Below are 23,348 nucleotides of genomic sequence, written 5' to 3' on the forward strand. Positions count from 1 at the left end.
TTGTCAACAAGCAGATAAGCAAATCCCCGCGCGAGGTTCCCGCGGTCGGAATTCATGGCTCCTGCTAGCCCAAAGCATCCCTGCCGTAAAGCAGCAAACCTGCCTCTTGATGACAATGCCCGCGGCCGGCGATAGTTTCGCCACCATCCGAGCCGAGGAAGATCGCCCCATGCCCATTCGCCCGATCCTGCGCTATCCGCATCCCGGTCTGAAGACCGTCTGCGCGCCGGTGACAGTCTTCGATTCGTCGCTTGCCGGGCTTGCCGACGACCTGCTGGCGACGATGCGCGCCGCCCCCGGCGTCGGCATCACCGCCGCTCATATCGGCATGTTCAGCCGTGTGACGGTGCTGGAGCTCGACAAGACCGACGGCGTGCGCCTCTACGTCAATCCGGAAATCACCTGGTTCTCGAAGGAGACGATGCCCCATGCCGAAGGCAGCGTCTCGATGCCGGGAGCGACCGACGAGGTCACCCGGCCCCGGTCGATCCGCTTCCGCTACCAGGACACCGCAGGCCGCCTGCACGAGGAAGTCGCCGAAGGTTTCCTCGCCATCTGCATTCAGCACGAGGTCGACCAGCTCGACGGCATTTTCTGGCTGCAGCGCCTCTCGCGGCTGAAACGCGACCGTCTCGTGAAAAAATGGGGGAAGGCGCAAACCTGACGACCAAGCCTGACGATCGGGCTGACAAAGGGGCTCCCGCGCCGAACCATTCGCCGCCGCTGGCGTTCTCCCGCAAAGAAACCCAGCGATCTCTAGCAAAAAGGAGCGACTGCAATGGCAAGGATCGGTGACAAGCCCCCGATTTCACGCGAAGGTCCGAAGCTTTTTGATGAAAAGGCGGAGCTCTCCCGTGAAGAAGATTATCGCGACCTCGAGGAACGCAATCTCGACGACGGCTGGCCCTATGCCGACGGAAGCGGCGCCGACCCGGCCAACCGCCCCTATGGCGAGACCGCGGCAAATTTCGACAGCGACCCCAACAAAGGCTTCCGGATCGACGGCATCGATGCAGACGGCAACGAGAACCGCCTGAAAGACTCACTGCGGGCCGACTCCATCGACCGCGATGAAAGCGACGAACTCGAAGCGCGGGTGAACGACCATCTCGAAACCATTCCCGAGGTCGACATCAACAGCATCGAGGTTCATGCCGACGGGCACGTCATCACCCTGGAGGGCTCGGTGGAGACGATCGGCATCGCCCGCAAGGTCGAACTCAGCGCGCTTTCGGTCGACGGCGTCCGCCATGTCCGCAACAGACTGCAGCTGACCGGCGTCGACGCCCATATCCCGAACGAAGACTGATTCACGCGGACGATAAGAATAGCCGGCGGAGGGTGCCGATGCCTCCCGCCGCCTTTGTCTGCCGCCTTTCCAACATTACCAAAAGTTAACAATTACAGATTGCATCGCAATATGGCTGTTTGCCAGCCATATTTTAGAATTCTGCTTAGGCGGCTTCCGTAACGCGAACGTCAATTTCGGTGACAACACTGTGATTTCATTTGGACAAAAGGTCGCGGCTGCGCCGCCGTGCCATCACAAAATTGCCTGAATTGGGGCGCGAACTCGGATGCGCCAGGGGTTGGTTTTATGTTGTGAAATTCAACAGCAGATTGAGGAGATAGACCCATGCGCATCAAATTCGCCCTTGCCGCGTCCCTGTTCGCCGTCAGCCTTGCAGGCGCCGCCTTCGCCCAGCCGACCTATTCGGACGACTACACCAACGATAGCGATGGCTTCTCACCGAGCCCCATGTCCAAGCCGGCCCCTGTTCACTATACGAACCATAAGGCCCCGGCCTATTCCAGCGACTACACCAATGACAGCGACGGCTTCGCCCCGAGCGCCATGGCGGCCCCTGCCGTCGACAAGACCGCAACCGCGAGCATCACTCCCCTGCCCCCATGCCATAGCATGATTGGTCCGAAGGGCTCCCACACCAAGGGTGCCGATAGCGGCGCCTCCCGCACCGAAGCCTGCCGCGCCACGCATTGATCCACAAAAGAAAGGGCCGGTAACCGGCCCTTTCTTTTCAATCTGCTTCCTTTTCGCCTTAGAACACGAATGGAATAAGCCGGTAGCGGGTCGTAGTCATGAAGGCCGCGTAAGCAGGATCCTCCTTGAGCAGACGCTCCTCCGCCAGGAGGCGGAAACATTGGGCGGCAAGAGCCGCCGCATAAATGGCGAAATTCAAGAGCGACGGATTGGCCAGGAAAAAGCTGACATGCGTCATCAAATAGCCCGCATACATCGGGTGGCGGACAAACCTGTAGGGGCCGCCGATCTTGACGCCACGATTGGCCGGCACCAGACCGAAGCTTCGCCGCAATACCAGCTTTGCCGATATTTGCAGGATGAAGCCGAGGCACATCACTATTCCACAGAGCCAGAGCGGCACGAGCGGCTCCAACGTCGTTGGCGAGACGAGCAGCGGAAAGAGCGTGCCGATGGCGGTGACAGTCCAGTCATAGACCCGTAGCGACGCATTCCTCGTCGGTCGGCGAGTCAGGATCAGAAAGGCGGCAGCTCCTTCCGAAACGATCAGCAGGCCATCGATGATCGCCCTGTTGCCCTGCATCTGCGGCCAGATACGCATGACGATCGCAACGAATAAATAGCAGATCAGGACCTTTTCGACGATATCCAGAACGAAATGGATATCGAGAAATGACCAGCTTGCCGCTGCCTGTTTTTTCATAGTTTGCAAGATTTCCACATCATAAGATGTGGCAACCTATATCTGCGTTGTCGCTAATTATAGGTTAAGGCGTTCGCTCATATCTGAGCGAGCGGCGGTTGTTGCTTTGCCGATTCTGACTACAGAGTGCCGCAGCAATGACAGGCCGGATCGGCGTCAGCTTTCGCGCGTCGTTTCACCGAACACCGCCTCGAAGGCGGTGCGCAGCCGGATATCGACATCGGCCATCATCACCGGCAAGCCGAGATCGACCAGGCTGGTCACGCCATAGGCCGAGATCCCGCAGGGCACGATGCCGCCGAAATGATCGAGATCGGGATCGACGTTGAGCGACAGGCCGTGGAAGGTCACCCATTTCCGCAACCTGATGCCGAGGGCGGCGATCTTGTCCTCGGTCATCGTTCCATCGGCAAGCAACGGCTTTTCCGGCCGCCGCACCCAGACCCCGACGCGATCTTCACGCCGCTCGCCGCGCACATTCATCATCTCGAGCGTGCGGATGATCACATCTTCAAGGGCAGCGACAAAGGCGCGCACATCCTGGCGCCTGCGCTTCAGGTCGAGCATGACATAGGCGACGCGCTGGCCGGGTCCATGATAGGTATATTCACCGCCGCGCCCCGTCGCAAAGACCGGAAAACGGTCCGGCTGGACGAGATCCCCGGCCTTGGCGCTGGTGCCGGCGGTATAGAGCGGCGGGTGCTCGACGAGCCAGACGAGTTCGTCGCCGCCCTCCGATATCCTTGCCACCTCGCGCTCCATCGTCTCCACGGCCTCCTCATAGGCAACGAGGCCGTCGGCGATGCGCCAGCGCACCGGGCGGGCATCGGGATTCGGGAGCATGGAGAATTCGAGATCTGTGCGAAGCATGGCCATTCCTTGCCGCTCTCCCCGAAATGCCTGATAAAAAGGGGCGGCAGGAGACCTATATGGACCCGTTTCAGGGCCAATTCAAATGCTGTGACCGGTTTTGAAAAAAACTGTCATATCGCCCTTGTGCACCCCAAATCCTTTTGCTACATGCTGCCCCGCCGACGCAAATCGGCACCTACCACGATGCGGTCGTGGCGGAATTGGTAGACGCGCAGCGTTGAGGTCGCTGTGGGGCAACCCGTGGAAGTTCGAGTCTTCTCGACCGCACCATCTCCCTTCAGGGAAACGCTTTCGAAGCGACGATTTCGATTTCTCCTAGACGCTATTTGCGGTTGCTCGGCTTGATCGGCCGGCTTTCGCATGATTGATGGCGTCATCCCCTCACGAATCGGCCGCCATGTCAGAGCATCCAGCCCATCAAAACTCCCTGCAGGGCATGGCGATCATGTCCGGCGCCATGCTGATCCTGCCGACCATGGATGCCATCGCCAAATATATGGCGACCTTCGAGGCGATGTCGCCGGGTCAGGTGACCTTCTACCGATTCTTCTTCCAGATCGCCTGCACCCTGCCGATTCTCCTCGCCCTTTTCGGGTTGAAGGCGCTTTCGGCCAAGCGACCATGGATGAACCTGTTGCGCGGCGTGCTGCACGGCGCTGCCAGCCTGCTTTTTTTCGTCGCCGTCAAATACATGCCGCTTGCCGACGTCTTCGCCATCTATTTCGTCGAGCCCTTCATGCTGACCGCCATGTCGGCGCTGTTCCTCGGGGAGAAGGTCGGCTGGCGGCGCTGGATGGCGATTGTCGTCGGTTTCGGCGGCGCGATGATCGTCATTCAGCCGAGCTACGAAATATTCGGCCTGAAGGCGCTGCTGCCGGTCGCCTGCGCCTTTCTGTTCTCGCTCTATCTCTTCCTCAACCGCGCCATCGGCGAGGCCGATTCGCCGCTGACCATGCAGACGATGGCCGGCATCGGCGGAACGGTCTTCATGGCCGGCGCCCTCCTCGTCGGCAATGGCTCTGGCAGTGCCGATTTCGCCATGTCCCTGCCCGCCTCCGGCCTCGGTCTTGTCCTGCTGCTCGCCCTCGGTTCGATCTCCGGATATGCGCATATGCTTGTGGTCCGGGCCTTCCGGCTCGCGCCGCTGTCGCTGCTTGCGCCGTTCCAATATTTCGAGATCATTTCGGCGACCGTTCTCGGCTATGCGCTGTTCAACGATTTCCCGAGCTTTTCCAAATGGATCGGCATCTTCATCATCGTCGCATCGGGCCTCTTCATCATCTGGCGCGAGCGGCTGCGGGCGCGATCGCTAAAATCCTCCTGATCCCGGGAATATCGGATTAACTCCGCTTCTTGAGGGATCGTCAATTCGCAGACGGTAAAACTGTCTCCGGCTTCATGATGAAGCCTGGAGCTAAAACATGAGCGAATTTCGTCTCGCTTTCCCGGCCTGTGTCGTGGCCGGAAAGCATCGGCTGACGGCCGAAGATATAATCCTATTGCGCAAACATGCTTTTCCGGAGGGCATCCGGACATCCGACGATGTCGTGGCGATGTTGGCGCTCAACAATTCCTGCCCTGAAAAATGTGCCGCGTGGAACGCGTTCTTCGTCGAGCAGCTCGCCGGTTTCATCGTCCATTACACCTATCCGCAAGGCTCGCTCGATGAAATCAACGTCGCCTGGATCATGCGCATGTTCACGACCGACGGTGTCGTCAACTCGGCGCTGGAACTCGAGCTCATTCTCCACGTCATGGAGATTTCGGCCGATGTCCCGGGTGAATTGAGAGCGCTGGCGCTCGATCAGCTCCGCCTGGCGATCACCGATAATATCGGTGGCTACAAACTGTCGCGCGCCGTCGACCGCCGGGGCATTACCCGCCAGGACGTCGATTTCACCATGCGCATCTTCCGCAGCATCACCGAAGGCGGTGTCATCCCCGTCTCGTCGGTCGAATACGGCGTGCTCCAGCAGATCGATCAGGCGACGCTGCCCGGCGCCAATCATCCGCACTGGGCCGGCATCATGGCTGCCGCCGAGCTGCGGGATTATGCCGAGCCGCGGCGCAGCCGCTGGCTGCGCATCGTCGATGAGGAACCCGTCTCGGCAGCGGCCGTCGCCTGAAGCTCCTCAAGCCTGCCACTCCTCAAGCCTGCCACTCCTCAAGCCTGATTGTGCGTTCCGGTGTTTTGTGCGTAAAACTCCGGAACGCATTTCTGGGTGGAGTCTCGATGTTCAAGAAAATCCTGATCGCGAATCGCGGCGAAATCGCCTGCCGCGTGATCAAGACTGCACGCCGCATGGGCATTTCGACCGTCGCTGTCTATTCGGATGCGGATCGGGACGCGCTGCATGTCGAGATGGCCGACGAGGCCGTGCATATCGGCCCGGCAGCCGCCTCCGAGAGTTACCTGGTTGCCGAAAAGATCATCGCCGCCTGCAAGGCGACCGGCACCGAGGCGGTGCATCCGGGCTACGGCTTCCTGTCCGAGCGCGCCTCCTTCTGCGCTGAGCTGGAAAAACAGGGCATCGTCTTCATCGGCCCGAAGCCGAAGGCGATCATGGCGATGGGCGACAAGATCGAATCGAAGAAATTCGCCAATGCCGCCGGCGTGTGCACCGTACCAGGCCATCTCGGTGTCATCGAGGATGCCGCGCATGCGGAAGTGATCGCGGGCGGCATCGGTTATCCCGTCATGATCAAGGCATCGGCCGGCGGCGGCGGCAAGGGCATGCGGATCGCCTGGAACGAGGCCGAGGTGCGCGACGGTTTCGAGCGCGCCCGCTCCGAGGCGAAGAGTTCGTTCGGCGACGACCGCGTCTTCATCGAGAAGTTCATCGTCGAGCCGCGCCACATCGAGATCCAGGTGCTGGCCGACGCGCATGGCAACGTCGTCTATCTCGGCGAGCGCGAATGCTCGATCCAGCGGCGGAACCAGAAGGTGGCGGAAGAGGCGCCCTCGCCCTTCCTCGACGAAAAAACCCGCAAGGCGATGGGCGAACAGTCGGTGGCGCTGGCGAGAGCAGTCGATTACCAGAGCGCCGGCACCGTCGAATTCATCGTCGACCGCGACCGCAACTTCTATTTCCTCGAAATGAACACCCGCCTGCAGGTCGAACACCCCGTCACCGAACTCGTCACCGGCATCGATCTCGTCGAGCAGATGATCCGTGTCGCCGCGGGCGAGCCGCTTACCCTCGCCCAGGAAGAGATCAGGCTCGACGGCTGGGCGATCGAAAGCCGGCTCTATGCCGAAGACCCCTACCGCAACTTCCTGCCCTCGATCGGCCGCCTGACGCGCTACCGCCCGCCGGCCGAAGGCCGGACCGGCAATGTCACGGTCCGCAACGATACCGGCGTTTTCGAGGGCGCTGAGATCTCGATGTATTACGATCCGATGATCGCCAAGCTCTGCACCTGGGCGCCGGCGCGGCTGGAGGCGATCGAGGCCATGGGCCAGGCGCTCGACGGCTTCGTCGTCGACGGCATCGAACACAATGTCCCCTTCCTGTCGGCGCTGATGAAACATCCGCGCTGGCGCGAGGGCCGGCTGTCCACCGGTTTCATCGCCGAGGAATATCCCGACGGCTTCGCGCCGATGAAACCGGACAGGACGGAAGAGGCTGTGCTGGCCGCCATCGCGTTGTCCGCCTCGCTGATCGAGACGAACCGGCGCGAGCGTTTCGCCGATCGCCTGCGCGCCGCATCGGGCGCATTGCGCGAGCACTGGGTGGTCAAGACAGGCGACAGCCACGTCGCCGTCCAATTGCTCGACGGCCTCGTCACCATCCCCTTCGATATGGAGATGGCGATAGAGGGCGAGAACAACAGCGTTGTCACCGATTGGAGACCCGGCGATCCCGTCTGGAGCGGCAAGGTCGGCGGCCGGGATATCACCGCGCAGATCCGCCCCGTCCTCAACGGGGTGCGCATCGACTGGCAGGGGCTTTCGGTGACCGCCAAAGTCTTTTCTCCGCGTCATGCCGAACTCGACAGGCTGATGCCGGTGAAGCTGCCGCCCGATACCTCCAAGCTGCTGCTCTGCCCGATGCCCGGCCTCGTCGTGTCCATCGCGGTCGCCGAGGGCCAGGAGGTCAAGGCAGGTGAGACGCTGGCGATCGTCGAGGCGATGAAAATGGAAAACGTGCTGCGCGCCGACCGCGATCTCGTCGTCTCCAAGATCAATGCCGCGGCCGGCGAAAGCCTGGCCGTCGATGCCGTGATCATGGAGTTCGCCTGAGAGCAAAAGGCGGCCGGGCCGTTTTCGCTTGAGCCCGGCTTGCCGGCCATGCCAAGGTCAGCCCCAATAAATTGTCAGGGAGATTGTGAAGATGGACGTTCGCGCCGCCGTAGCCGTTCAGGCCGGAAAACCGCTCGAAGTGATGACCGTGCAGCTGGAAGGGCCGCGGGCCGGCGAAGTGCTGGTCGAGGTCAAGGCGACCGGCATCTGCCACACCGACGATTTCACCCTGTCGGGCGCCGATCCGGAAGGCCTGTTCCCAGCGATCCTCGGTCATGAGGGTGCCGGCATCGTCGTCGATGTCGGCCCTGGTGTGACCTCGGTCAAGAAGGGCGACCATGTCATCCCGCTCTACACGCCGGAATGCCGGGAATGCTACTCCTGCCTGTCGCGCAAGACCAATCTCTGCACCGCCATCCGCTCGACCCAGGGCCAGGGTCTGATGCCGGACGGCACCTCGCGCTTCTCGATCGGCAAGGACAAGATCCACCACTATATGGGCTGCTCGACCTTCGCCAATTTCACCGTGCTGCCGGAGATTGCGCTTGCCAAGGTCAATCCCGACGCGCCCTTCGACAAGATCTGCTACATCGGCTGCGGCGTCACCACCGGCATCGGCGCGGTCATCAACACCGCCAAGGTGGAGATCGGCGCCACCGCCATCGTCTTCGGTCTCGGCGGCATCGGCCTCAACGTGCTGCAGGGGCTGCGGCTTGCCGGCGCCGACATGATCATCGGCGTCGACATCAACAATGACCGCAAGGCTTGGGGCGAGAAGTTCGGCATGACGCATTTCGTCAATCCGAAGGAGGTCGGCGACGACATCGTGCCGCATCTCGTCAATATGACCAAGCGCAATGGCGACCTGATCGGCGGCGCCGACTATACCTTCGACTGCACCGGCAACACCAAGGTGATGCGCCAGGCGCTTGAGGCCAGCCACCGCGGCTGGGGCAAATCGATCATCATTGGCGTTGCCGGCGCCGGCCAGGAGATCTCGACGCGTCCGTTCCAGCTGGTCACCGGCCGCAACTGGATGGGCACCGCTTTCGGCGGCGCGCGTGGCCGCACCGACGTGCCGAAGATCGTCGACTGGTACATGCAGGGCAAGATCCAGATCGATCCGATGATCACCCACACCATGCCGCTCGACGATATCAACAAGGGCTTCGACATGATGCACAAGGGTGAGAGCATTCGCGGCGTGGTGGTGTACTGACCACATGGATTTCCTGAAGAACTGGAGATTGAAGCTGCGATACGGAAAGTTGAAAACGGCTTTCCGTCATTTGCTGTCATTGCAGACGGAGAAATCGTCACATCCAATGTCGATTTCGGCACGACGGCCGGCTCAGCAGCTTTTTTCTCCATGCAGGCTTGGGCGATCGACAGCGAACAGGCCACTGATATGGTCGTGACGATTGGCCGGGACGTAGGATTTGAAGCCTCCGGACGGGTCTATGTTTATTCGACCGAGCCACAGCAGCCTCCAGGACAAAATCCCTATGCCTACGGCCTGAACTTTAATCAATATCTGCGCTAGGACGAGCTGGTCTGCAGGCAACCGGCCGCATCCGGGAGCAACCATTTCCTTTCTTGAAGTGAGCCGTTCTGTCGTACATATACGGAGAACCTAACAGCTCCCGCATCCGGCGGGAGCATCCCCGGCGTGGTTTTATCAATGGCTTCGATTCCCTGCACGGCCGACCTCAAGGGCCTCGACGAGCTCTCCCCGCGGGAGCTCTACGACCTGCTCAAGATGCGCGTCGACGTCTTCGTCGTCGAACAGAACTGCCCCTATCCGGAACTCGATGGCAAGGACGTCGACGCGCTGCATCTGCGGCTGCTCTCCAGCGGGGAACAGCTAGCCTCTGCCCGGCTGCTGAAGCCGCACGATGCGCATGATCCGGTAAAGATCGGCCGCGTCGTCGTCTCACCCGCCCATCGCGGCAAACGCCTGGGCGATGCATTGATGAGCGAAGCGATCTCCGCTTGCGAACGGCTTTATCCGGCAAACCCCATCGCCTTGTCGGCGCAGGCGCATCTGCGCCGCTTCTATGAAGCCTTCGGTTTCAGCGTAGCATCCGAAGAATATCTGGAAGACGGCATTCCCCATATCAACATGGTCCGCCAGCTGGCCATCCGGCCGGCAGGAATACCGTCATGATCTACGTCGATGCCGATGCCTGCCCGGTGAAGCCGGAAGTGCTGAAGGTGGCAGAGCGCCTCGACCTCGAAGTCACCTTCGTCGCCAATTCCGGCCTGCGCCCCTCGCGCGATCCGATGGTCCACAACGTCATCGTCTCCAACGCCTTCGACGCCGCCGACAACTGGATTGCCGAGCGCGCCGGCCCGGGGGATGTCGTCGTCACCGCCGACGTGCCGCTCGCCGTGCGCTGTGTCGCCACCGGCGCCTTCGTCAGCGGCCCGACGGGCCGCGTCTTCGACGAGACCAATATCGGCATGGCGAGCGCCATGCGCGATCTCGGTGCGCATTTGCGCGAAACTGGCGAGAGCAAGGGTTACAACGCCGCCTTCAGCCCGAAAGACCGCTCGCGCTTCCTCGAGACCTTCGACCGCCTCTGCCGCCGCGCCAAGAGCCTTTCCGCCGAGGCTGGCGGGTAATCCTGATGCTGCCTCCGCCGGCAAGAAACGGGTGGCATGGCAGCCATGTCGCTTCCTACCTTGAAGTCCGCCGTCTCCTCTCGCATATAGACGTCATCGCAGACGACTGCGGCATCTTCCGGATGCAACCGTCGCGGGGACGGCCTCGCTCTTGAACAAGGAGAGTCGTATGGCCTGGTTTCTGCTTTTTCTCGCTGGTCTTTTCGAATGTGGCTGGGCGATCGGCCTTAAATACACCGATGGCTTCACACGGCCGCTGCCGACAGCGCTGACCGTCATATCCATGGTGGTCAGCATCGTGCTGCTCGGCCTGGCGGTGAAGCACCTGCCGATCGGGACCGCCTATGCGGTCTGGACCGGTATCGGCACGGTCGGCACCGTGCTGCTGGGCATCTGGCTGCTTGGCGATGAGGCAAGTGTCTCCCGTCTTGCCTGCATCATGCTGATCGTCGGCGGCATCGCCGGTCTCAAGCTCACCGCCTGATATAAGGCTGAGGGGCGCCTTCAACGCCCCTCGTTTATTGCTCAGGCTGCCTTGCGGTTATCGACGGCAAACGCGCCGGGACCCGAGAAGAACAGGTAGAGGAAGACGAAGCAGAACAGGATCGCGGCATCGCCCTCATTGACAACGGGGAAGAAGCTACGCGGCGCATGCGCCATGAAATAGGCGACCGCCATTTGGCCGGCCAGCACGAAGGCGACGGGACGCGTCAGCAGGCCGACGAGAATAAGGATGCCGCCGACCAGTTCAAGAAGGGCTGCGAAAAGCATCAGCGGCGGCAGCGAGCCCTCCATCGCCGGAATCGGGAAACTGAAAAGCTTCATCGTCCCGTGTTCGATGAACAGCAGCGCGGTGATGATTCTGAGAGCGGCCAACCCGTAGGGGCGATAGGCAGAAAGACGCTCGAAACTTGACATAAAACCTCTCCATTTAAAACAATGCAGCCGAGCGTTAGCCGGTCCCCGACAGGGATTGAACACACGGATCGCTGACGCCCGTTCACTTTTTCGACAGCAGGAAAACAGCTGAGCAGATGATTATATTCACCGGCCAAATCTCAGAGCGGAATGTTGTCGTGTTTCTTCCACGGATTGGCGAGATCCTTGTTGCGCAGCATCTTCAGCCCCCGCGCCAGCCGCCTTCGGGTCGAATGCGGCATGATCACCTCATCGACATAACCACGTTCGGCGGCGACAAAGGGCGAGAGGAACCGGTCCTCGTACATTTTCGTATGGGCGGCGATTTTCTCGGGATCGGCGATGTCCTTGCGGAAGATGATTTCGACCGCGCCCTTGGCCCCCATCACGGCAATCTGCGCCGTCGGCCAGGCATAGTTCAAGTCGCCGCGCAGATGCTTCGACGCCATGACGTCATAGGCGCCGCCGAAAGCCTTGCGGGTGATGACGGTGAGCTTCGGGACCGTCGCCTCGGCATAGGCAAACAGCAGCTTGGCGCCATGCTTGATCAGCCCGCCATATTCCTGCGCGGTGCCCGGCAGAAAGCCCGGCACGTCGACGAAGGTGACCAACGGAATGCTGAAGCAGTCGCAGAATCGCACGAAGCGCGCCGCCTTGCGCGAGGCATCGCTGTCGAGCACGCCGGCCAGCACCATCGGCTGGTTTGCGACGAAACCGACGGTGGAGCCTTCGACGCGGCCGAAGCCGCAGACGATATTGCCGGCAAAGCTTGACTGGATCTCGAAGAAATCTCCCTCGTCCGCCACCTTTCGGATCAGTTCCTTGATATCGTATGGCTTGTTGGCGCTGGCCGGCACCAGCGTATCGAGCGACATGTCGACCTCTGTCACCGACTGGTAACATTCGATCTCGGGCAGCGGCGCCGTGTTCGAAAGCGGCAGGAAATCGATCAGCCGGCGCACTTGCAGCAGCGTTTCGACATCATTGTCATAGGCGCCGTCGGCAATCGACGAGCGCGTCGTATGCACCTTCGCGCCACCGAGCTCCTCAGCGGTCACCGTCTCATTGGTCACCGTTTTCACCACGTCGGGCCCGGTGACGAACATGTAGGAGGTATCGCGCACCATGAAGATGAAATCGGTCATGGCAGGCGAATAGACGTCGCCGCCGGCGCAAGGACCCATGATCACCGAGATCTGCGGGATGACGCCGGAAGCGAGCACGTTGCGCTGGAATACCTCGGCGTAACCGCCAAGTGCCGCCACGCCTTCCTGGATGCGGGCGCCGCCGGCATCATAGATGCCGACGATCGGCGCGCGGTTCTTCAGCGCCATGTCCTGCACCTTCATGATCTTCTCGGCATGCGCTTCCGAAAGCGAGCCGCCGAAGACGGTGAAATCCTTGGCGAAGACGAACACGGTGCGGCCGTTGACCGTGCCCCAGCCGGTGACGACGCCGTCGCCGGCGACACGGCTCTTGTCCATGCCGAAATCGGTGGAGCGATGTTCGACGAACATGTCGAACTCCTCGAAGGAGCCTTCGTCGAGAAAGAGATCGATGCGCTCGCGCGCCGTCAGCTTGCCGCGCTTGTGCTGGGCGTCGATGCGCGCCCTGCCGCCGCCGAGGCGGGCGACGCCGCGGCGCCGTTCCAGTTCTTCGAGAATTTCCTTCATGCGATCTCCCTCGCCTTTATTTCTAGCATGTCGTTATCGCCGCGACATGCTTTAGAGCCCACGCCCGCTGAGCGAGAAAACCGAGCGTATCCTTGCCGCGACGTCCTCCGCCAGGATCTCATCCGCAAGCTTGGGATCGGCGGCGATGCTGGTCACGTCGAAAGCACTGACGGCGATGACCGAGCCGTCCTCGACGGAGGCTGCGTCGATACTGACCTTGGCGATGTTGCGGTCCTTCTGGAAGCCGAGACCCTTCTCGATGGAGACGACGCGAATCGTCAGCACCACCCGCGGCAGCACGGTGTCGCGCACCGTGGCATTGATCGCGGCGTTGACGCGGTCGTTGATGCCGGAAAGCAGCTCGGCCGGCATGTTCGGGCCGGAGACGACGACGGCGCTGCGCACATCATAGACCGGCGCCGCCGGCTTCGTGCCCGAGAGGCTGCCGCAGGCCGTCAGCGCGACACAGACGAGTGCGGCCCGGCAAAAACACGACCTCAGCCAATTCATTGCAAAATCCCGCACGACCCCGTTGGAGTCGCAGATTTCGTCATAATGGCGGGGAAGGCAATATGTTTCAGGCGCTTAGGGCCAAAAAAACGTCCGTCGCCGCCTTGAAGTCGGCAAAGCGCTTGGCCCGCCGCTCCTCGGCTTCCTCGTCGCTGCCCCAATGCTCGATCGTCCAGTCCTCGTCGAGATGGGCAAGCGACCAGGCTTCCTCCATCGTCACCCGGCCGCAGGCGAAGGCGAGGGCCAGGATCGCCGAACCAGTGAGCGTGGTGACGGTGTGGAGTGCTGCGAGCGCGATCGGGTTATCATATCTGGCGAGCGTGACGGCGAAGGCGGCGGTCGCCTCGCGCGGCTGCTCACGCGGCATCACGCCTTCGATGAGGATGAAGCGGGCTCCGAGATCGTTCGCCGCCCAGTCGATCACCGGGTCCCAGCGCTCGGCCTGGCGCTCGACCAGCAGTTCCGGCCCATCGGCGCGGTAGCAGATCAGGTCGCTCGAGGAAAAGCGCAGTATATCTTCAAGGATAGCCTGTGTGTTGCCGGTAATGCCGTCGAGCGCGGTGTTGACGAGCCGCGTCATGGGCATCGTCATGGGATCGATTTCCTCACCCTGCCCCTGCCATTCGGCCGCGACAAGCCGCGCCAGCGCCTGCGTGGGAACCGCGAGCACTTGGCGCGCCGGCGTGCGCACCATCTTGCCATCGAGCGTGATGGCAAAACCGCCCTCGTGCTCGGCAACGTCGACAGCGGTGTAGAAACGCTTCGGCAGCGGCTTCTTCATCTGGATCTGCGCCCGGCGGATCGGATCGGGATGGCTCAGGCCTTCGGAAAGATCGTTCAGCAGATCACGCATGGCACTACCTCAGGAAAAATGGCGCAATATCTCGTTCGGATGATAGGCGATCGCATCAGCGCCGTTGGCGATCAGCTCATCCACGCTGGCATAGCCCCAGGCAACGCCGATCGCTTTGGCGCCGGCAGCCTTTGCCATCTGCATATCGTAAATCGCATCGCCGATGACAATGGCATCCGCGGCATTCATGCTGGTTTCGTCGCAGCATTCCGTCACCATCGCCGGATGCGGCTTGGAAGGGCAATCGTCGGCGGTGCGCGCAACGGTGAAATATCGGTCGAAGCCGTGCGTCTCCATCACCAGGTTCAGCCCGCGCCTGGATTTGCCCGTCACCGCGCCGATCAGCAGATCCTCGCGGCCGGTAATCGCGTCGATCATCTCACGAATGCCGGGAAATAGCGGCTCGCGGTAGTCGAGATCCTGGCGCACGACCGAGAACAGCGATTTGTAATGCGCCGTCATCTCGATATCTTCCTGCTCGACATGTGGCCTGCCCTGCATGCGGGCAATCGCGATATCCAGCGACAGGCCGATGATGGCCTTGGTGTCCTCAAATATCGGTTCCGGCTTGCCGAACTTTTCGAAGGTGCGGCGCATGGTTTCGTGGATTAGGCCGGCGCTGTCGACCAGCGTGCCGTCGCAATCGAAAAGAGCGAGTTTCATTCGCTGTCCCTTTCGGCGCCGGCAAGGTCGAGACCGAGCAGGTTCCAGGTCTGCACCATATGCGGCGGCAGCGGCGCGCTGACGCGCAGGCGGCCGCCCGATGGATGCGGGATGTCAATGTGGCGTGCGTGCAGATGCAGCTTCTTCTGGACGCCGCCCGGAAAATCCCAATTCGGATCGTCGTCGAAATATTTCGGATCGCCGATGATCGGGTGGCCGATATGCAGGGCATGCACACGCAGCTGGTGGGTGCGGCCGGTATAGGGCTCCATCTCAAGCCATGCGAGATTCTGCGCCGCCGTCTCGACCACGCGGTAGAAGGAAATCGCATGGTCGGCGCCGTCCTCGCCGTGCCTGGCGATGCGCATGCGGTCACCATCGGCTGTCGGTTCCTTGACGAGCCAGGTCGAGATCTTGTCCTCGTGCTTGCGCGGCACGCCCTTGACCAGCGCCCAATAGGTTTTCTTGGTGTCGCGCTCGCGGAAGGCGGCGGTCAGCTTCTGTGCAGCGCCGCGGGTGCGGGCGATGACGAGAACGCCTGAAGTGTCGCGGTCGAGGCGGTGAACGAGCCGCGGCTTTTCGCCCTTCGGGCTGGTCCAGGCTTCAAGCATCTGGTCGATATGCCGGGCCACGCCGGAGCCGCCCTGCACCGCAATGCCCGGCGGCTTGTTGAGCACGATCACCTTGTCGTCCTCATGCAGCACCATGCGCGACAGCAGCTCGAAATCGGAGGAATGCTTGAGATCCTTGCCGGCGATCGGTCCGGATTTCTTCGCATCGACATCCAGCGGCGGCACCCGCACCGTCTGGCCGGGCTGCACCCGCGCATCCGATTTGACGCGGCCGCCGTCGACGCGCACCTGGCCGGAGCGCAAAAGCTTCTGCAGCGGGCCGAAGCCGAGCCCGGGAAAATGTACTTTGAACCAGCGATCGAGCCGCATGCCCGCTTCGTCGGCTTCAACCTTGATATGTTCTATGCCAGCCATAAAGAATCTTTCGGAAATTGCAGCACGGGCCAAGCCGGCGTTCTTGCCGCAGCCTTTAGAGCATTTTCACGCAAAACGGAAACCGGAAAAGAAATCAGGCCAAAGCGCGCATGACGGCAAGGCCCGCCATGACGGCGGCCATCGAAAGCCCTACGCTGGCAACGATGTAGAGGCCGCCCGCTACCGCCTGCCCACGCTCGAACAGCGAGATCGCATCCAGCGAGAAGGCCGAGAAGGTGGTGAACCCGCCGAGAAAGCCGGTGATCAGCAACAGGCGCAGCTCCACCGAAGCGTTGAACCGGCGCGCGATCAGCTCGGCGAAGACGCCGATGACGAAGCAGCCGACGACATTGACGGCAAGCGTACCCCAGGGAAAGGCCGGGCCCATGGTCCTGAGGGTCCACTGGCCGACATAATATCTGAGAAGGGAACCGATGGCGCCGCCGACGGCGACGAGAAGAGCCTGGATCATCCGCCGGATCTATCGCAACTCCGCGGGGATTCCAATCATCGCGGAGCGGATTCTTACCATCCGGTAAAATGCCGATGATTTTCTTATGATGGCGCCAAGGTCATGCCGATACGCTGACGGCATGACCCAGCTCCTGTCCATATCGGCCAACACCGCTGCCGTTGCCTTCGAATCGCTGAGGATTCCCCAGCGTGTCGCGACCAGCACCGCCGCCCGCGATTCGCGCCGTATTGCTGACCGGCAATTGAAGGCCGATAGCCCCGATCAGGTCGAGGAGCCCTCCAACATCATCCAGTCGACGGAGGTGGCGCTCGACCTGATGGCCAAAGGCAACCGCCAGCCGCAGGCCGGCCTCAAGCAGGCGCTGCAATCCTACGAAGACGTCTGAGGCAACCGCCCCCAAATGAAAGCCCGCGGCTGCGGTCACAGCTGCGGGCTTTGCTGTTTCGATCGGAACGCGCTTATTTGCCCTGCGCCGAAAGCACCTGCAGCACCAGCTCGACCTTGCCGGCCTTTTCGAAAGTCAGCGTCACCGGCACCGTATCGCCCTGCTTGAACGGCGTTTTCACCTTCTGGAACATCAGATGCAGGTTGCCGGGCTCGAGCTTGAGCGTCTCGCCGGCGGCAATGGCGATACCGTCCTTCAGCTGGCGCATCCGCATGACATTGTCCTTCGTCACCATCTCGTGGATCTGAACCTCGCCGGCTGCCGGCGATGTCACCGACACCAGCCGATCATCCGTCTGGCCGTTGTTTTTCACCGTGAAGAAGCCGCCGCCGACCGGCTGGCCGGGCAGCATCGCTTTGGCGAAACCGCCGGAGACTTCGAGATCGCCGGCCTTGACCGCTTCGCCGGCCGGCGCCGCGACACCCATACCGCTCATATCCATGCCGGTTTTGCCGGACATGTCCATGCCGGCCATGTCGTCATGACCGTGACCATGGTCTTCGCCGGCAACGACCTTCAAAAGCGGCGCCGGGCTTTTCATCCCGTGGCCGTCGCCGCCTTCCTTCGCCACCTGATCCCAGGCCTCGACCGTGTCGCCACACATCTGCGTTACCGGAAAGGCGAGCGAGGTGCCGGCTTCGACACCCGATACCTTACCCTGGATGACGAAGGTGTCATAGAAATCGTCGGAAAGATTGCCGTTCTTCCAGCGGATCTCGACCGCGCCCGTCTTCACCTTGTCGCCGTGATTGTCGTAGGTCTTCTGGTAGTCGCCCTTGATCACCTCCAGCTCCCAGCCGGCCTTCGGCTGCGGCTTGGCGAAGACGAAACCTTCGGGCAGCTTGACCCGCACCTCAGTGGTCGCCTTGCCGTCGCAACCATGCGGCAGCTGCAGCGTGGCGAGAATGGTGCTTTCCTGCGTCGCCTCCTTGTCCAGGAAGGTCACATGCGCCTCGGCGCCGGCAACGGCGGTCGCGGAAAGAAGGGCGGCAAGCGCGACTGTCTTGCCAAATGTCTTGCTAATCTTCATCGGATATCTCCTCGCCGGCCGTAAACTCTCTCGGGCGGACCGGCATGCTGCATCATGGGTTGCGAAGGCAGATCAGCCGAGGACGGGAGGCGCGCGGGAATTTGGGCGGCTGACGGCTTTTGCGCCGGTAAAGGTCGAGGCTTCGGCCGGCGCGTTGATCAGCGAGGCGAGTTTGCGCTCGAGCCAGGAGCCTGCATCCGGCGCCGGCAGGACGACGGAGGCCGAGAGCCGGCAGGCTTCGCAAGTCGGCTTGAAGGCGACGCTCTTGCCGTCGGCATCCTTGACCGTGATGCAGAGCGAGGCGAAGGTACCGTCGGGCAGCACATAGGCGCTCGCATCGTAACTTTCGGACGCGACAGCCTGCGGCGCCTGATGGGCAAGGCCGAGCAAAGCCAAGCTCAATGCGCAAAGCATGCGCAGAAAGAGCGTCGCTTTCAGTCCGGTCGGCCGCATGAGATCCCCTTCGACAGCAAGCCGCGATAGCCGGTTTCGCCCCCGAATGCAAAAGCAGATTTGCCGCAGTTTAGGGCCTGATTGGAATAAGGCGACAAAAATTTGTTCGGCGACGACATTTGCCGCTTGCCAAGTGCCGCGGCCGCCGGATAATTGCGCCAACCTTGTTGGGAGAATCCGGTGCTTGTCGCCACCGGTGCCGAAGGAGCAACCGCCCCGGAAACTCTCAGGCAAAAGGACCAGCAAGGGGCAGACGGAACTCTGGAGAGAAGCGTTCTCGAAACGCTCGCCGAAGGGATAACAATCTCAGGCGTCAAGGACAGAGGGGGCTCAGGAGAGAAGTGCGCAGCCGCGCCTTCAGATTTGAGCCCGCGCCTTCGTGAAGAAGGCGCAAACCCCGGAGGCGTCTTTTGGACGATACTGCTGCCCTGAAGAAAACCCCGCTGCATGCCCTGCATCTCCAGCTCGGCGCCCGCATGGTGCCGTTTGCGGGTTACGACATGCCGGTGCAATATCCCGCTGGCGTGATGAAGGAGCACCTTCATACTCGCACCGAAGCCGGCGTCTTCGATGTCTCCCATATGGGCCAGATCATCGTGAAGGCGAAATCCGGCAGCTACGAGGATGCCGCTCTGGCGCTCGAAAGCCTGGTGCCGGTCGATATCCTGGGCCTTGCCGAAGGCCGTCAGCGCTATGGTTTCTTCACCGACGACAGCGGCTGCATCCTCGACGATCTGATGATCACCCATGTCGACGACCATCTTTTCGTCGTCGTCAACGCTTCCTGCAAGGAGGCCGACCTCGCCCATCTGCAGGCCCATATCGGCGACACGTGCGACATCACCCTTCTCAACCGCGCACTGATCGCGCTGCAGGGACCGCGTGCGGTCGAGGTTCTCGCCGAGCTCTGGGCCGATGTTGCGGCGATGAAATTCATGGATGTGCGCCACTGCCGGCTGCACGATGTTTCCTGTCTGGTCTCGCGCTCCGGCTATAGCGGCGAGGACGGTTTCGAAATCTCGGTCCCGGCGGATAAGGCCGAGGATGTCACCATGCGGTTGCTCGAGCATCCCGATGTCCAGGCGATCGGCCTCGGCGCGCGCGATTCGCTGCGCCTGGAAGCCGGCCTCTGCCTCTACGGCAACGATATCGACACCACCACCTCACCGGTCGAGGCGGCGCTGGAATGGGCGATGCAGAAGGCGCGGCGCGCGGGCGGCGCACGCGCCGGCGGCTTCCCGGGCTCCGGCCGCATCCTGTCCGAACTCGAAAACGGCGCCGCCCGCCGTCGTGTCGGCCTGAAGCCTGAGGGAAAGGCGCCGGTGCGCGGCCATGCCAAGCTCTATGCCGATGCCGAGGGCAAGCTCGAAATCGGCGAAGTCACCTCGGGCGGCTTCGGCCCCAGCGTCGAAGGCCCCGTCGCCATGGGCTACGTCCCGGTCTCGCATGCTGCGGCCGGCACGCTCGTCTACGCCGAGGTGCGCGGCAAATATCTGCCGATCACCGTCAGTGCCCTGCCCTTCGTCACACCGACCTACAAACGCTAAACCTTTCCAGAGAGGACGAACAATGCTGAAATTTACCGAAGAACACGAATGGCTGCAGATCGAAGGCGGCGTTGCGACGGTTGGCATCACCAATTATGCCGTCGATCAGCTCGGCGACCTGGTTTTCGTCGAACTGCCGGAAGTCGGCGCGACCTTCCCCAGGAACGGCAATGCCGCGACTGTCGAATCCGTCAAGGCGGCCTCAGATGTCTATTGTCCGCTTGACGGCGAGATCACCGAGGTCAATCCGGCCATCGTTGCCGATCCGTCGCTGGTCAATTCCGATCCTCAAGGGTCGGGCTGGTTCTTCAAGCTGAAGCTTGCCAATCCCGCGGATGCCGACGGCCTGCTCGACGAGGCCGCCTATAAGGAGCTCACCGCGTAATGACGACGCCGACCGAATTCCAGTTCACCGACTATCAGCCCTACGATTTTGCCAATCGCCGTCACATCGGCCCGTCGCCGGCCGAGATGACCGACATGTTGAAGGTGATCGGTTACAACAGCCTCGACGGCTTGATCGACGCGACGCTGCCGCCCGCCATCCGTCAGAAGGCGCCGCTCGTCTGGGGCGCGCCGATGACCGAGCGCGAGGCGCTCGACAAGCTGCGCGAGACCGCCAACAAGAACAAGGTGCTGGTCTCGCTGATCGGCCAGGGCTATTACGGCACGATCACGCCGCCGGTCATCCAGCGCAACATCCTGGAAAACCCCGCCTGGTACACGGCCTATACGCCCTATCAGCCGGAGATCAGCCAGGGCCGCCTGGAAGCGCTTTTGAACTACCAGACGATGGTCTGCGACTTGACCGGCCTCGACGTCGCCAACGCCTCGCTGCTCGACGAGGCGACCGCTGCCGCCGAAGGCATGGCGATGGCCGAGCGGGTCTCCAAGTCGAAGGCCAAGGCCTTCTTCGTCGATGCCGACTGCCACCCGCAGACCATCGCGCTGATCCGCACCCGCGCCGAGCCGCTCGGCTGGCAGGTCATCGTCGGCAATCCCTTCACCGATCTCGATCCGGTCGATGTCTTCGGGGCGATCTTCCAATATCCCGGTACCCATGGTCACATCAATGACTTCACCGGCCTGATCGCCCGCCTGCACCAGGCCGGCGCCATAGCGATCGTCGCTGCCGACATCCTGGCGCTGACGCTGCTGAAATCGCCCGGCGAAATGGGCGCCGACATCGCCGTCGGCTCCTCGCAGCGCTTCGGCGTCCCTGTGGGTTACGGCGGCCCGCATGCGGCCTATATGGCGGTCAAGGACGCCGTCAAGCGCTCGATGCCCGGCCGCCTTGTCGGCGTTTCCGTCGATGCCCGCGGCAACCGCGCCTACCGCCTGTCGCTGCAGACCCGCGAACAGCATATCCGCCGCGAGAAGGCGACCTCGAACATCTGCACCGCCCAGGTACTGCTTGCCGTCATGGCCTCGATGTATGCGGTCTTTCACGGACCTGACGGCATCAAGGCGATCGCCCAGCAGGTGCACCAGAAGGCCGTGCTGATGGCCAAGGGCCTGGAAAGGCTCGGCTACAGGATCGAACCGGAAAGCTTCTTCGACACGATCACCGTCGATGTCGGCCATATGCAGGGGCTCATCCTGCGCGCCGCCGTCGCCGAAGGCGTCAATCTGCGCAAGGTCGGCGAGACGAAGATCGGTATGAGCCTTGACGAGCGCAGCCGGCCGGCGACGCTCGAAGCCGTCTGGCGCGCTTTCGGCGGCAATTTCACCATTGCCGATTTCGAGCCGTCCTACCGCCTGCCCAAGGGCCTGCTTCGGACCAGCGACTACCTCAGCCATCCGATCTTCCACATGAACCGCGCCGAAAGCGAGATGACGCGTTACATCCGCCGGCTCTCCGACCGCGATCTGGCGCTCGACCGCTCGATGATCCCGCTCGGCTCCTGCACGATGAAGCTCAATGCGACCGCGGAAATGCTGCCGATCACCTGGCCGGAATTTTCCGACATCCATCCCTTCGTGCCATCAGACCAGGCGCTCGGCTACCGCGAGATGATCGACGACCTGATCGAAAAGCTCTGCGCCGTCACCGGCTACGACGCCTTCTCCATGCAGCCGAATTCCGGTGCGCAAGGCGAATATGCCGGCCTGTTGACGATCCGCAACTTTCATATCGCCAATGGAGACGGCCATCGCGACGTCTGCCTGATCCCGACCTCGGCACATGGCACCAACCCGGCCTCGGCGCAGATGGTCGGCATGAAGGTGGTGGTCGTCAAGGTGCGCGAGAACGGCGACATCGATCTCGACGATTTCCGCGCCAAGGCTGAGGAACATGCGGACAATCTCTCCTGCTGCATGATCACCTACCCTTCAACGCACGGCGTCTTCGAGGAGACCGTCAAGGAAATCTGCGATCTCGTCCATGCCAATGGTGGACAGGTCTATCTCGACGGCGCCAACATGAACGCCATGGTGGGCCTGTCCCGCCCCGGTGACATCGGCTCCGACGTGTCCCACCTCAACCTGCATAAGACCTTCTGCATTCCGCATGGCGGCGGCGGCCCCGGCATGGGCCCGATCGGCGTCAAGGCTCATCTGGCGCCCTACCTGCCCGGCCACCCCGAGACCGACGGCCGTCCCGGCGCAGTTTCAGCCGCAGCCTTCGGCTCCGCATCGATCCTGCCGATCTCCTGGAGCTACTGCCTGATGATGGGCGGCGAAGGCCTGACGCAGGCGACCAAGGTGGCGATCCTCAACGCCAACTATATCGCCGCCCGGCTGAAGGGCGCCTACGACGTGCTCTATAAGTCGAAGACCGGCCGCGTGGCGCATGAATGCATCATCGACACGCGCCCGCTGGTCGACAGTTCAGGCGTTACCGTCGACGACGTCGCCAAGCGGCTGATCGACTGCGGCTTCCATGCGCCCACCATGAGCTGGCCGGTATCAGGCACGCTGATGATCGAGCCGACGGAAAGCGAGACCAAGGCCGAACTCGACCGCTTCTGCGAGGCGATGCTGGCGATCCGCGAGGAAGCCCGCGCCATCGAGGACGGCCGGATGGACAAGGTCAACAACCCGCTGAAGAACGCCCCGCACACGGTGGAAGACCTCGTCGGCGAATGGGATCGGCCCTACAGCCGCGAACAGGCCTGCTTCCCGCCCGGCGCCTTCCGCGTCGACAAATACTGGTCCCCGGTCAACCGCGTCGACAACGTCTACGGCGACCGCAACCTGATCTGCACCTGCCCGCCGGTGGAAAGCTATGCCGAGGCAGCGGAGTAACAGCGGTGCCGCTGTCCGGTTCGTATCCAGTATCTGCCCCTCACCCTAACCCTCTCCCCGTTTTACGGGGAGAGGGGACGTGCCCTGCGAGAACTTTGCG

The 23,348-nt window shown here is 62.1% G+C and carries 26 protein-coding genes, 1 tRNA gene and 1 riboswitch; of the genes, 16 read left to right on the forward strand and 11 right to left on the reverse strand.

The genetic code is table 11. The features are described from left to right. Window positions 1–169 precede the first annotated feature (169 nt). The 3 genes from AMK05_RS11520 (at window position 170) to AMK05_RS11530 (ending at window position 2,002) form a co-directional block, all read left to right on the forward strand. Complete coding sequence (locus tag AMK05_RS11520) at window positions 170–664, forward strand: peptide deformylase (RefSeq protein ID WP_064838568.1); 495 nt, start codon at window positions 170–172, stop codon at window positions 662–664. Window positions 665–778: 114 nt separating this feature from the next. Beyond that, window positions 779–1,309 (forward strand): BON domain-containing protein, encoded by a 531-nt coding sequence (locus AMK05_RS11525; RefSeq protein WP_064838569.1) that lies wholly within the window; start codon window positions 779–781, stop codon window positions 1,307–1,309. A 327-nt stretch (window positions 1,310–1,636) separates the two neighbouring features. Beyond that, window positions 1,637–2,002: a hypothetical protein gene (locus AMK05_RS11530; protein WP_064838570.1), complete on the forward strand. Its 366-nt coding sequence runs from the start codon at window positions 1,637–1,639 to the stop codon at window positions 2,000–2,002. A 58-nt stretch (window positions 2,003–2,060) separates the two neighbouring features. Here AMK05_RS11530 and AMK05_RS11535 read toward each other — a convergent pair whose 3' ends face one another. Both AMK05_RS11535 and lipB read right to left on the reverse strand, forming a co-directional pair. Beyond that, complete coding sequence (locus AMK05_RS11535; protein ID WP_064838571.1) at window positions 2,061–2,705, reverse strand: methyltransferase family protein; 645 nt, start codon at window positions 2,703–2,705, stop codon at window positions 2,061–2,063. A gap of 156 nt (window positions 2,706–2,861) precedes the next feature. Further along, on the reverse strand, window positions 2,862–3,581 hold the full coding sequence (gene lipB, locus AMK05_RS11540; RefSeq protein WP_064838572.1) for a lipoyl(octanoyl) transferase LipB: 720 nt from the start codon (window positions 3,579–3,581) through the stop codon (window positions 2,862–2,864). Between the two features lie 182 nt (window positions 3,582–3,763). On the opposite strand from lipB, the gene AMK05_RS11545 reads away from it, so the two are divergent. The 9 genes from AMK05_RS11545 (at window position 3,764) to sugE (ending at window position 10,930) form a co-directional block, all read left to right on the forward strand. Next, window positions 3,764–3,848, forward strand: a tRNA-Leu gene (locus AMK05_RS11545). Between the two features lie 97 nt (window positions 3,849–3,945). Then, complete coding sequence (locus AMK05_RS11550; RefSeq protein WP_190237318.1) at window positions 3,946–4,902, forward strand: DMT family transporter; 957 nt, start codon at window positions 3,946–3,948, stop codon at window positions 4,900–4,902. 97 nt (window positions 4,903–4,999) lie between these two features. Next, window positions 5,000–5,704 carry a hypothetical protein gene (locus AMK05_RS11555; protein WP_064838574.1) on the forward strand — a complete coding sequence of 235 codons (705 nt, stop codon included), beginning with the start codon at window positions 5,000–5,002 and terminating at the stop codon, window positions 5,702–5,704. Between the two features lie 107 nt (window positions 5,705–5,811). Continuing rightward, the gene (locus tag AMK05_RS11560) at window positions 5,812–7,821 is read left to right on the forward strand and encodes an acetyl-CoA carboxylase biotin carboxylase subunit (RefSeq protein WP_064838575.1); all 2,010 of its coding nucleotides are present in this window, start codon (window positions 5,812–5,814) and stop codon (window positions 7,819–7,821) included. Between the two features lie 91 nt (window positions 7,822–7,912). Beyond that, complete coding sequence (locus tag AMK05_RS11565; RefSeq protein WP_064838576.1) at window positions 7,913–9,040, forward strand: S-(hydroxymethyl)glutathione dehydrogenase/class III alcohol dehydrogenase; 1,128 nt, start codon at window positions 7,913–7,915, stop codon at window positions 9,038–9,040. Between the two features lie 150 nt (window positions 9,041–9,190). Then, window positions 9,191–9,364: a hypothetical protein gene (locus tag AMK05_RS35200; protein WP_190237319.1), complete on the forward strand. Its 174-nt coding sequence runs from the start codon at window positions 9,191–9,193 to the stop codon at window positions 9,362–9,364. A 138-nt stretch (window positions 9,365–9,502) separates the two neighbouring features. Continuing rightward, window positions 9,503–9,988 (forward strand): GNAT family N-acetyltransferase, encoded by a 486-nt coding sequence (locus AMK05_RS11570; protein WP_064838577.1) that lies wholly within the window; start codon window positions 9,503–9,505, stop codon window positions 9,986–9,988. After that, window positions 9,985–10,446, forward strand: a complete 462-nt coding sequence (locus tag AMK05_RS11575) for a YaiI/YqxD family protein (RefSeq protein WP_064838578.1) — start codon at window positions 9,985–9,987, stop codon at window positions 10,444–10,446. The genes AMK05_RS11570 and AMK05_RS11575 overlap by 4 nt, the downstream gene beginning before the upstream one ends. A 169-nt stretch (window positions 10,447–10,615) precedes the next feature. Then, window positions 10,616–10,930: a quaternary ammonium compound efflux SMR transporter SugE gene (gene sugE / locus AMK05_RS11580; RefSeq protein WP_064838579.1), complete on the forward strand. Its 315-nt coding sequence runs from the start codon at window positions 10,616–10,618 to the stop codon at window positions 10,928–10,930. A gap of 41 nt (window positions 10,931–10,971) precedes the next feature. Here sugE and AMK05_RS11585 read toward each other — a convergent pair whose 3' ends face one another. The 7 genes from AMK05_RS11585 to crcB form a co-directional block, all read right to left on the reverse strand. Continuing rightward, window positions 10,972–11,364, reverse strand: coding sequence for a DoxX family protein (locus AMK05_RS11585; protein WP_064838580.1), 393 nt, complete (start codon window positions 11,362–11,364; stop codon window positions 10,972–10,974). Between the two features lie 140 nt (window positions 11,365–11,504). Beyond that, window positions 11,505–13,037: an acyl-CoA carboxylase subunit beta gene (locus AMK05_RS11590; RefSeq protein ID WP_064838581.1), complete on the reverse strand. Its 1,533-nt coding sequence runs from the start codon at window positions 13,035–13,037 to the stop codon at window positions 11,505–11,507. 51 nt (window positions 13,038–13,088) lie between these two features. Then, a complete protein-coding gene (locus AMK05_RS11595) occupies window positions 13,089–13,547 on the reverse strand; it encodes a hypothetical protein (RefSeq protein WP_064838582.1) in 459 nt (152 codons plus the stop codon). Between the two features lie 67 nt (window positions 13,548–13,614). Next, window positions 13,615–14,400, reverse strand: a complete 786-nt coding sequence (locus AMK05_RS11600) for an ATP12 family chaperone protein (protein ID WP_064838583.1) — start codon at window positions 14,398–14,400, stop codon at window positions 13,615–13,617. Between the two features lie 9 nt (window positions 14,401–14,409). Then, on the reverse strand, window positions 14,410–15,063 hold the full coding sequence (locus AMK05_RS11605; RefSeq protein ID WP_064838584.1) for an HAD-IA family hydrolase: 654 nt from the start codon (window positions 15,061–15,063) through the stop codon (window positions 14,410–14,412). Continuing rightward, the gene (locus AMK05_RS11610; RefSeq protein ID WP_064838585.1) at window positions 15,060–16,049 is read right to left on the reverse strand and encodes an RluA family pseudouridine synthase; all 990 of its coding nucleotides are present in this window, start codon (window positions 16,047–16,049) and stop codon (window positions 15,060–15,062) included. Before AMK05_RS11610 ends, AMK05_RS11605 begins: the two co-directional genes overlap by 4 nt. 94 nt (window positions 16,050–16,143) lie before the next feature. Next, window positions 16,144–16,521: a fluoride efflux transporter CrcB gene (gene crcB, locus AMK05_RS11615; RefSeq protein ID WP_064838586.1), complete on the reverse strand. Its 378-nt coding sequence runs from the start codon at window positions 16,519–16,521 to the stop codon at window positions 16,144–16,146. A gap of 121 nt (window positions 16,522–16,642) precedes the next feature. On the opposite strand from crcB, the gene AMK05_RS11620 reads away from it, so the two are divergent. Beyond that, the gene (locus AMK05_RS11620) at window positions 16,643–16,909 is read left to right on the forward strand and encodes a hypothetical protein (protein ID WP_064838587.1); all 267 of its coding nucleotides are present in this window, start codon (window positions 16,643–16,645) and stop codon (window positions 16,907–16,909) included. A gap of 73 nt (window positions 16,910–16,982) precedes the next feature. On the opposite strand, the gene AMK05_RS11625 is transcribed toward AMK05_RS11620, so the two are convergent. After that, window positions 16,983–17,999 (reverse strand): copper chaperone PCu(A)C, encoded by a 1,017-nt coding sequence (locus AMK05_RS11625; RefSeq protein ID WP_064838588.1) that lies wholly within the window; start codon window positions 17,997–17,999, stop codon window positions 16,983–16,985. 72 nt (window positions 18,000–18,071) lie between these two features. Then, the gene (locus tag AMK05_RS11630; protein ID WP_064838589.1) at window positions 18,072–18,452 is read right to left on the reverse strand and encodes a hypothetical protein; all 381 of its coding nucleotides are present in this window, start codon (window positions 18,450–18,452) and stop codon (window positions 18,072–18,074) included. Between the two features lie 158 nt (window positions 18,453–18,610). Beyond that, window positions 18,611–18,704: riboswitch (glycine riboswitch) on the forward strand. A 158-nt stretch (window positions 18,705–18,862) separates the two neighbouring features. Between AMK05_RS11630 and gcvT the strand changes: the two genes are divergently transcribed. The 3 genes from gcvT to gcvP are packed head-to-tail and all read left to right on the forward strand — an operon-like array spanning window position 18,863 to window position 23,248. Continuing rightward, window positions 18,863–19,999, forward strand: a complete 1,137-nt coding sequence (gcvT, locus tag AMK05_RS11635; RefSeq protein ID WP_064838590.1) for a glycine cleavage system aminomethyltransferase GcvT — start codon at window positions 18,863–18,865, stop codon at window positions 19,997–19,999. Between the two features lie 22 nt (window positions 20,000–20,021). Continuing rightward, complete coding sequence (gene gcvH, locus AMK05_RS11640) at window positions 20,022–20,384, forward strand: glycine cleavage system protein GcvH (protein WP_064838591.1); 363 nt, start codon at window positions 20,022–20,024, stop codon at window positions 20,382–20,384. Further along, window positions 20,384–23,248 carry an aminomethyl-transferring glycine dehydrogenase gene (gcvP, locus tag AMK05_RS11645; RefSeq protein ID WP_064838592.1) on the forward strand — a complete coding sequence of 955 codons (2,865 nt, stop codon included), beginning with the start codon at window positions 20,384–20,386 and terminating at the stop codon, window positions 23,246–23,248. Before gcvH ends, gcvP begins: the two co-directional genes overlap by 1 nt. Window positions 23,249–23,348 lie beyond the last annotated feature (100 nt).

Origin of the sequence: Rhizobium sp. N324, assembly GCF_001664485.1 — a bacterium.
In the GTDB taxonomy this organism is placed as follows: domain Bacteria; phylum Pseudomonadota; class Alphaproteobacteria; order Rhizobiales; family Rhizobiaceae; genus Rhizobium.

What these genes read in the sequence shown, in the direction of transcription:
- AMK05_RS11520 (WP_064838568.1), top strand. Translation starts at nt 170, where the DNA reads ATGCCCATTCGCCCGATCCTGCGCTATCCGCATCCCGGTCTGAAGACC.
- AMK05_RS11525 (WP_064838569.1), top strand. Translation starts at nt 779, where the DNA reads ATGGCAAGGATCGGTGACAAGCCCCCGATTTCACGCGAAGGTCCGAAG.
- AMK05_RS11530 (WP_064838570.1), top strand. Translation starts at nt 1,637, where the DNA reads ATGCGCATCAAATTCGCCCTTGCCGCGTCCCTGTTCGCCGTCAGCCTT.
- AMK05_RS11535 (WP_064838571.1), bottom strand. Translation starts at nt 2,705, where the DNA reads ATGAAAAAACAGGCAGCGGCAAGCTGGTCATTTCTCGATATCCATTTC.
- lipB (WP_064838572.1), bottom strand. Translation starts at nt 3,581, where the DNA reads ATGGCCATGCTTCGCACAGATCTCGAATTCTCCATGCTCCCGAATCCC.
- AMK05_RS11550 (WP_190237318.1), top strand. Translation starts at nt 3,946, where the DNA reads ATGGCGTCATCCCCTCACGAATCGGCCGCCATGTCAGAGCATCCAGCC.
- AMK05_RS11555 (WP_064838574.1), top strand. Translation starts at nt 5,000, where the DNA reads ATGAGCGAATTTCGTCTCGCTTTCCCGGCCTGTGTCGTGGCCGGAAAG.
- AMK05_RS11560 (WP_064838575.1), top strand. Translation starts at nt 5,812, where the DNA reads ATGTTCAAGAAAATCCTGATCGCGAATCGCGGCGAAATCGCCTGCCGC.
- AMK05_RS11565 (WP_064838576.1), top strand. Translation starts at nt 7,913, where the DNA reads ATGGACGTTCGCGCCGCCGTAGCCGTTCAGGCCGGAAAACCGCTCGAA.
- AMK05_RS35200 (WP_190237319.1), top strand. Translation starts at nt 9,191, where the DNA reads ATGCAGGCTTGGGCGATCGACAGCGAACAGGCCACTGATATGGTCGTG.
- AMK05_RS11570 (WP_064838577.1), top strand. Translation starts at nt 9,503, where the DNA reads ATGGCTTCGATTCCCTGCACGGCCGACCTCAAGGGCCTCGACGAGCTC.
- AMK05_RS11575 (WP_064838578.1), top strand. Translation starts at nt 9,985, where the DNA reads ATGATCTACGTCGATGCCGATGCCTGCCCGGTGAAGCCGGAAGTGCTG.
- sugE (WP_064838579.1), top strand. Translation starts at nt 10,616, where the DNA reads ATGGCCTGGTTTCTGCTTTTTCTCGCTGGTCTTTTCGAATGTGGCTGG.
- AMK05_RS11585 (WP_064838580.1), bottom strand. Translation starts at nt 11,364, where the DNA reads ATGTCAAGTTTCGAGCGTCTTTCTGCCTATCGCCCCTACGGGTTGGCC.
- AMK05_RS11590 (WP_064838581.1), bottom strand. Translation starts at nt 13,037, where the DNA reads ATGAAGGAAATTCTCGAAGAACTGGAACGGCGCCGCGGCGTCGCCCGC.
- AMK05_RS11595 (WP_064838582.1), bottom strand. Translation starts at nt 13,547, where the DNA reads ATGAATTGGCTGAGGTCGTGTTTTTGCCGGGCCGCACTCGTCTGTGTC.
- AMK05_RS11600 (WP_064838583.1), bottom strand. Translation starts at nt 14,400, where the DNA reads ATGCGTGATCTGCTGAACGATCTTTCCGAAGGCCTGAGCCATCCCGAT.
- AMK05_RS11605 (WP_064838584.1), bottom strand. Translation starts at nt 15,063, where the DNA reads ATGAAACTCGCTCTTTTCGATTGCGACGGCACGCTGGTCGACAGCGCC.
- AMK05_RS11610 (WP_064838585.1), bottom strand. Translation starts at nt 16,049, where the DNA reads ATGGCTGGCATAGAACATATCAAGGTTGAAGCCGACGAAGCGGGCATG.
- crcB (WP_064838586.1), bottom strand. Translation starts at nt 16,521, where the DNA reads ATGATCCAGGCTCTTCTCGTCGCCGTCGGCGGCGCCATCGGTTCCCTT.
- AMK05_RS11620 (WP_064838587.1), top strand. Translation starts at nt 16,643, where the DNA reads ATGACCCAGCTCCTGTCCATATCGGCCAACACCGCTGCCGTTGCCTTC.
- AMK05_RS11625 (WP_064838588.1), bottom strand. Translation starts at nt 17,999, where the DNA reads ATGAAGATTAGCAAGACATTTGGCAAGACAGTCGCGCTTGCCGCCCTT.
- AMK05_RS11630 (WP_064838589.1), bottom strand. Translation starts at nt 18,452, where the DNA reads ATGCGGCCGACCGGACTGAAAGCGACGCTCTTTCTGCGCATGCTTTGC.
- gcvH (WP_064838591.1), top strand. Translation starts at nt 20,022, where the DNA reads ATGCTGAAATTTACCGAAGAACACGAATGGCTGCAGATCGAAGGCGGC.
- gcvP (WP_064838592.1), top strand. Translation starts at nt 20,384, where the DNA reads ATGACGACGCCGACCGAATTCCAGTTCACCGACTATCAGCCCTACGAT.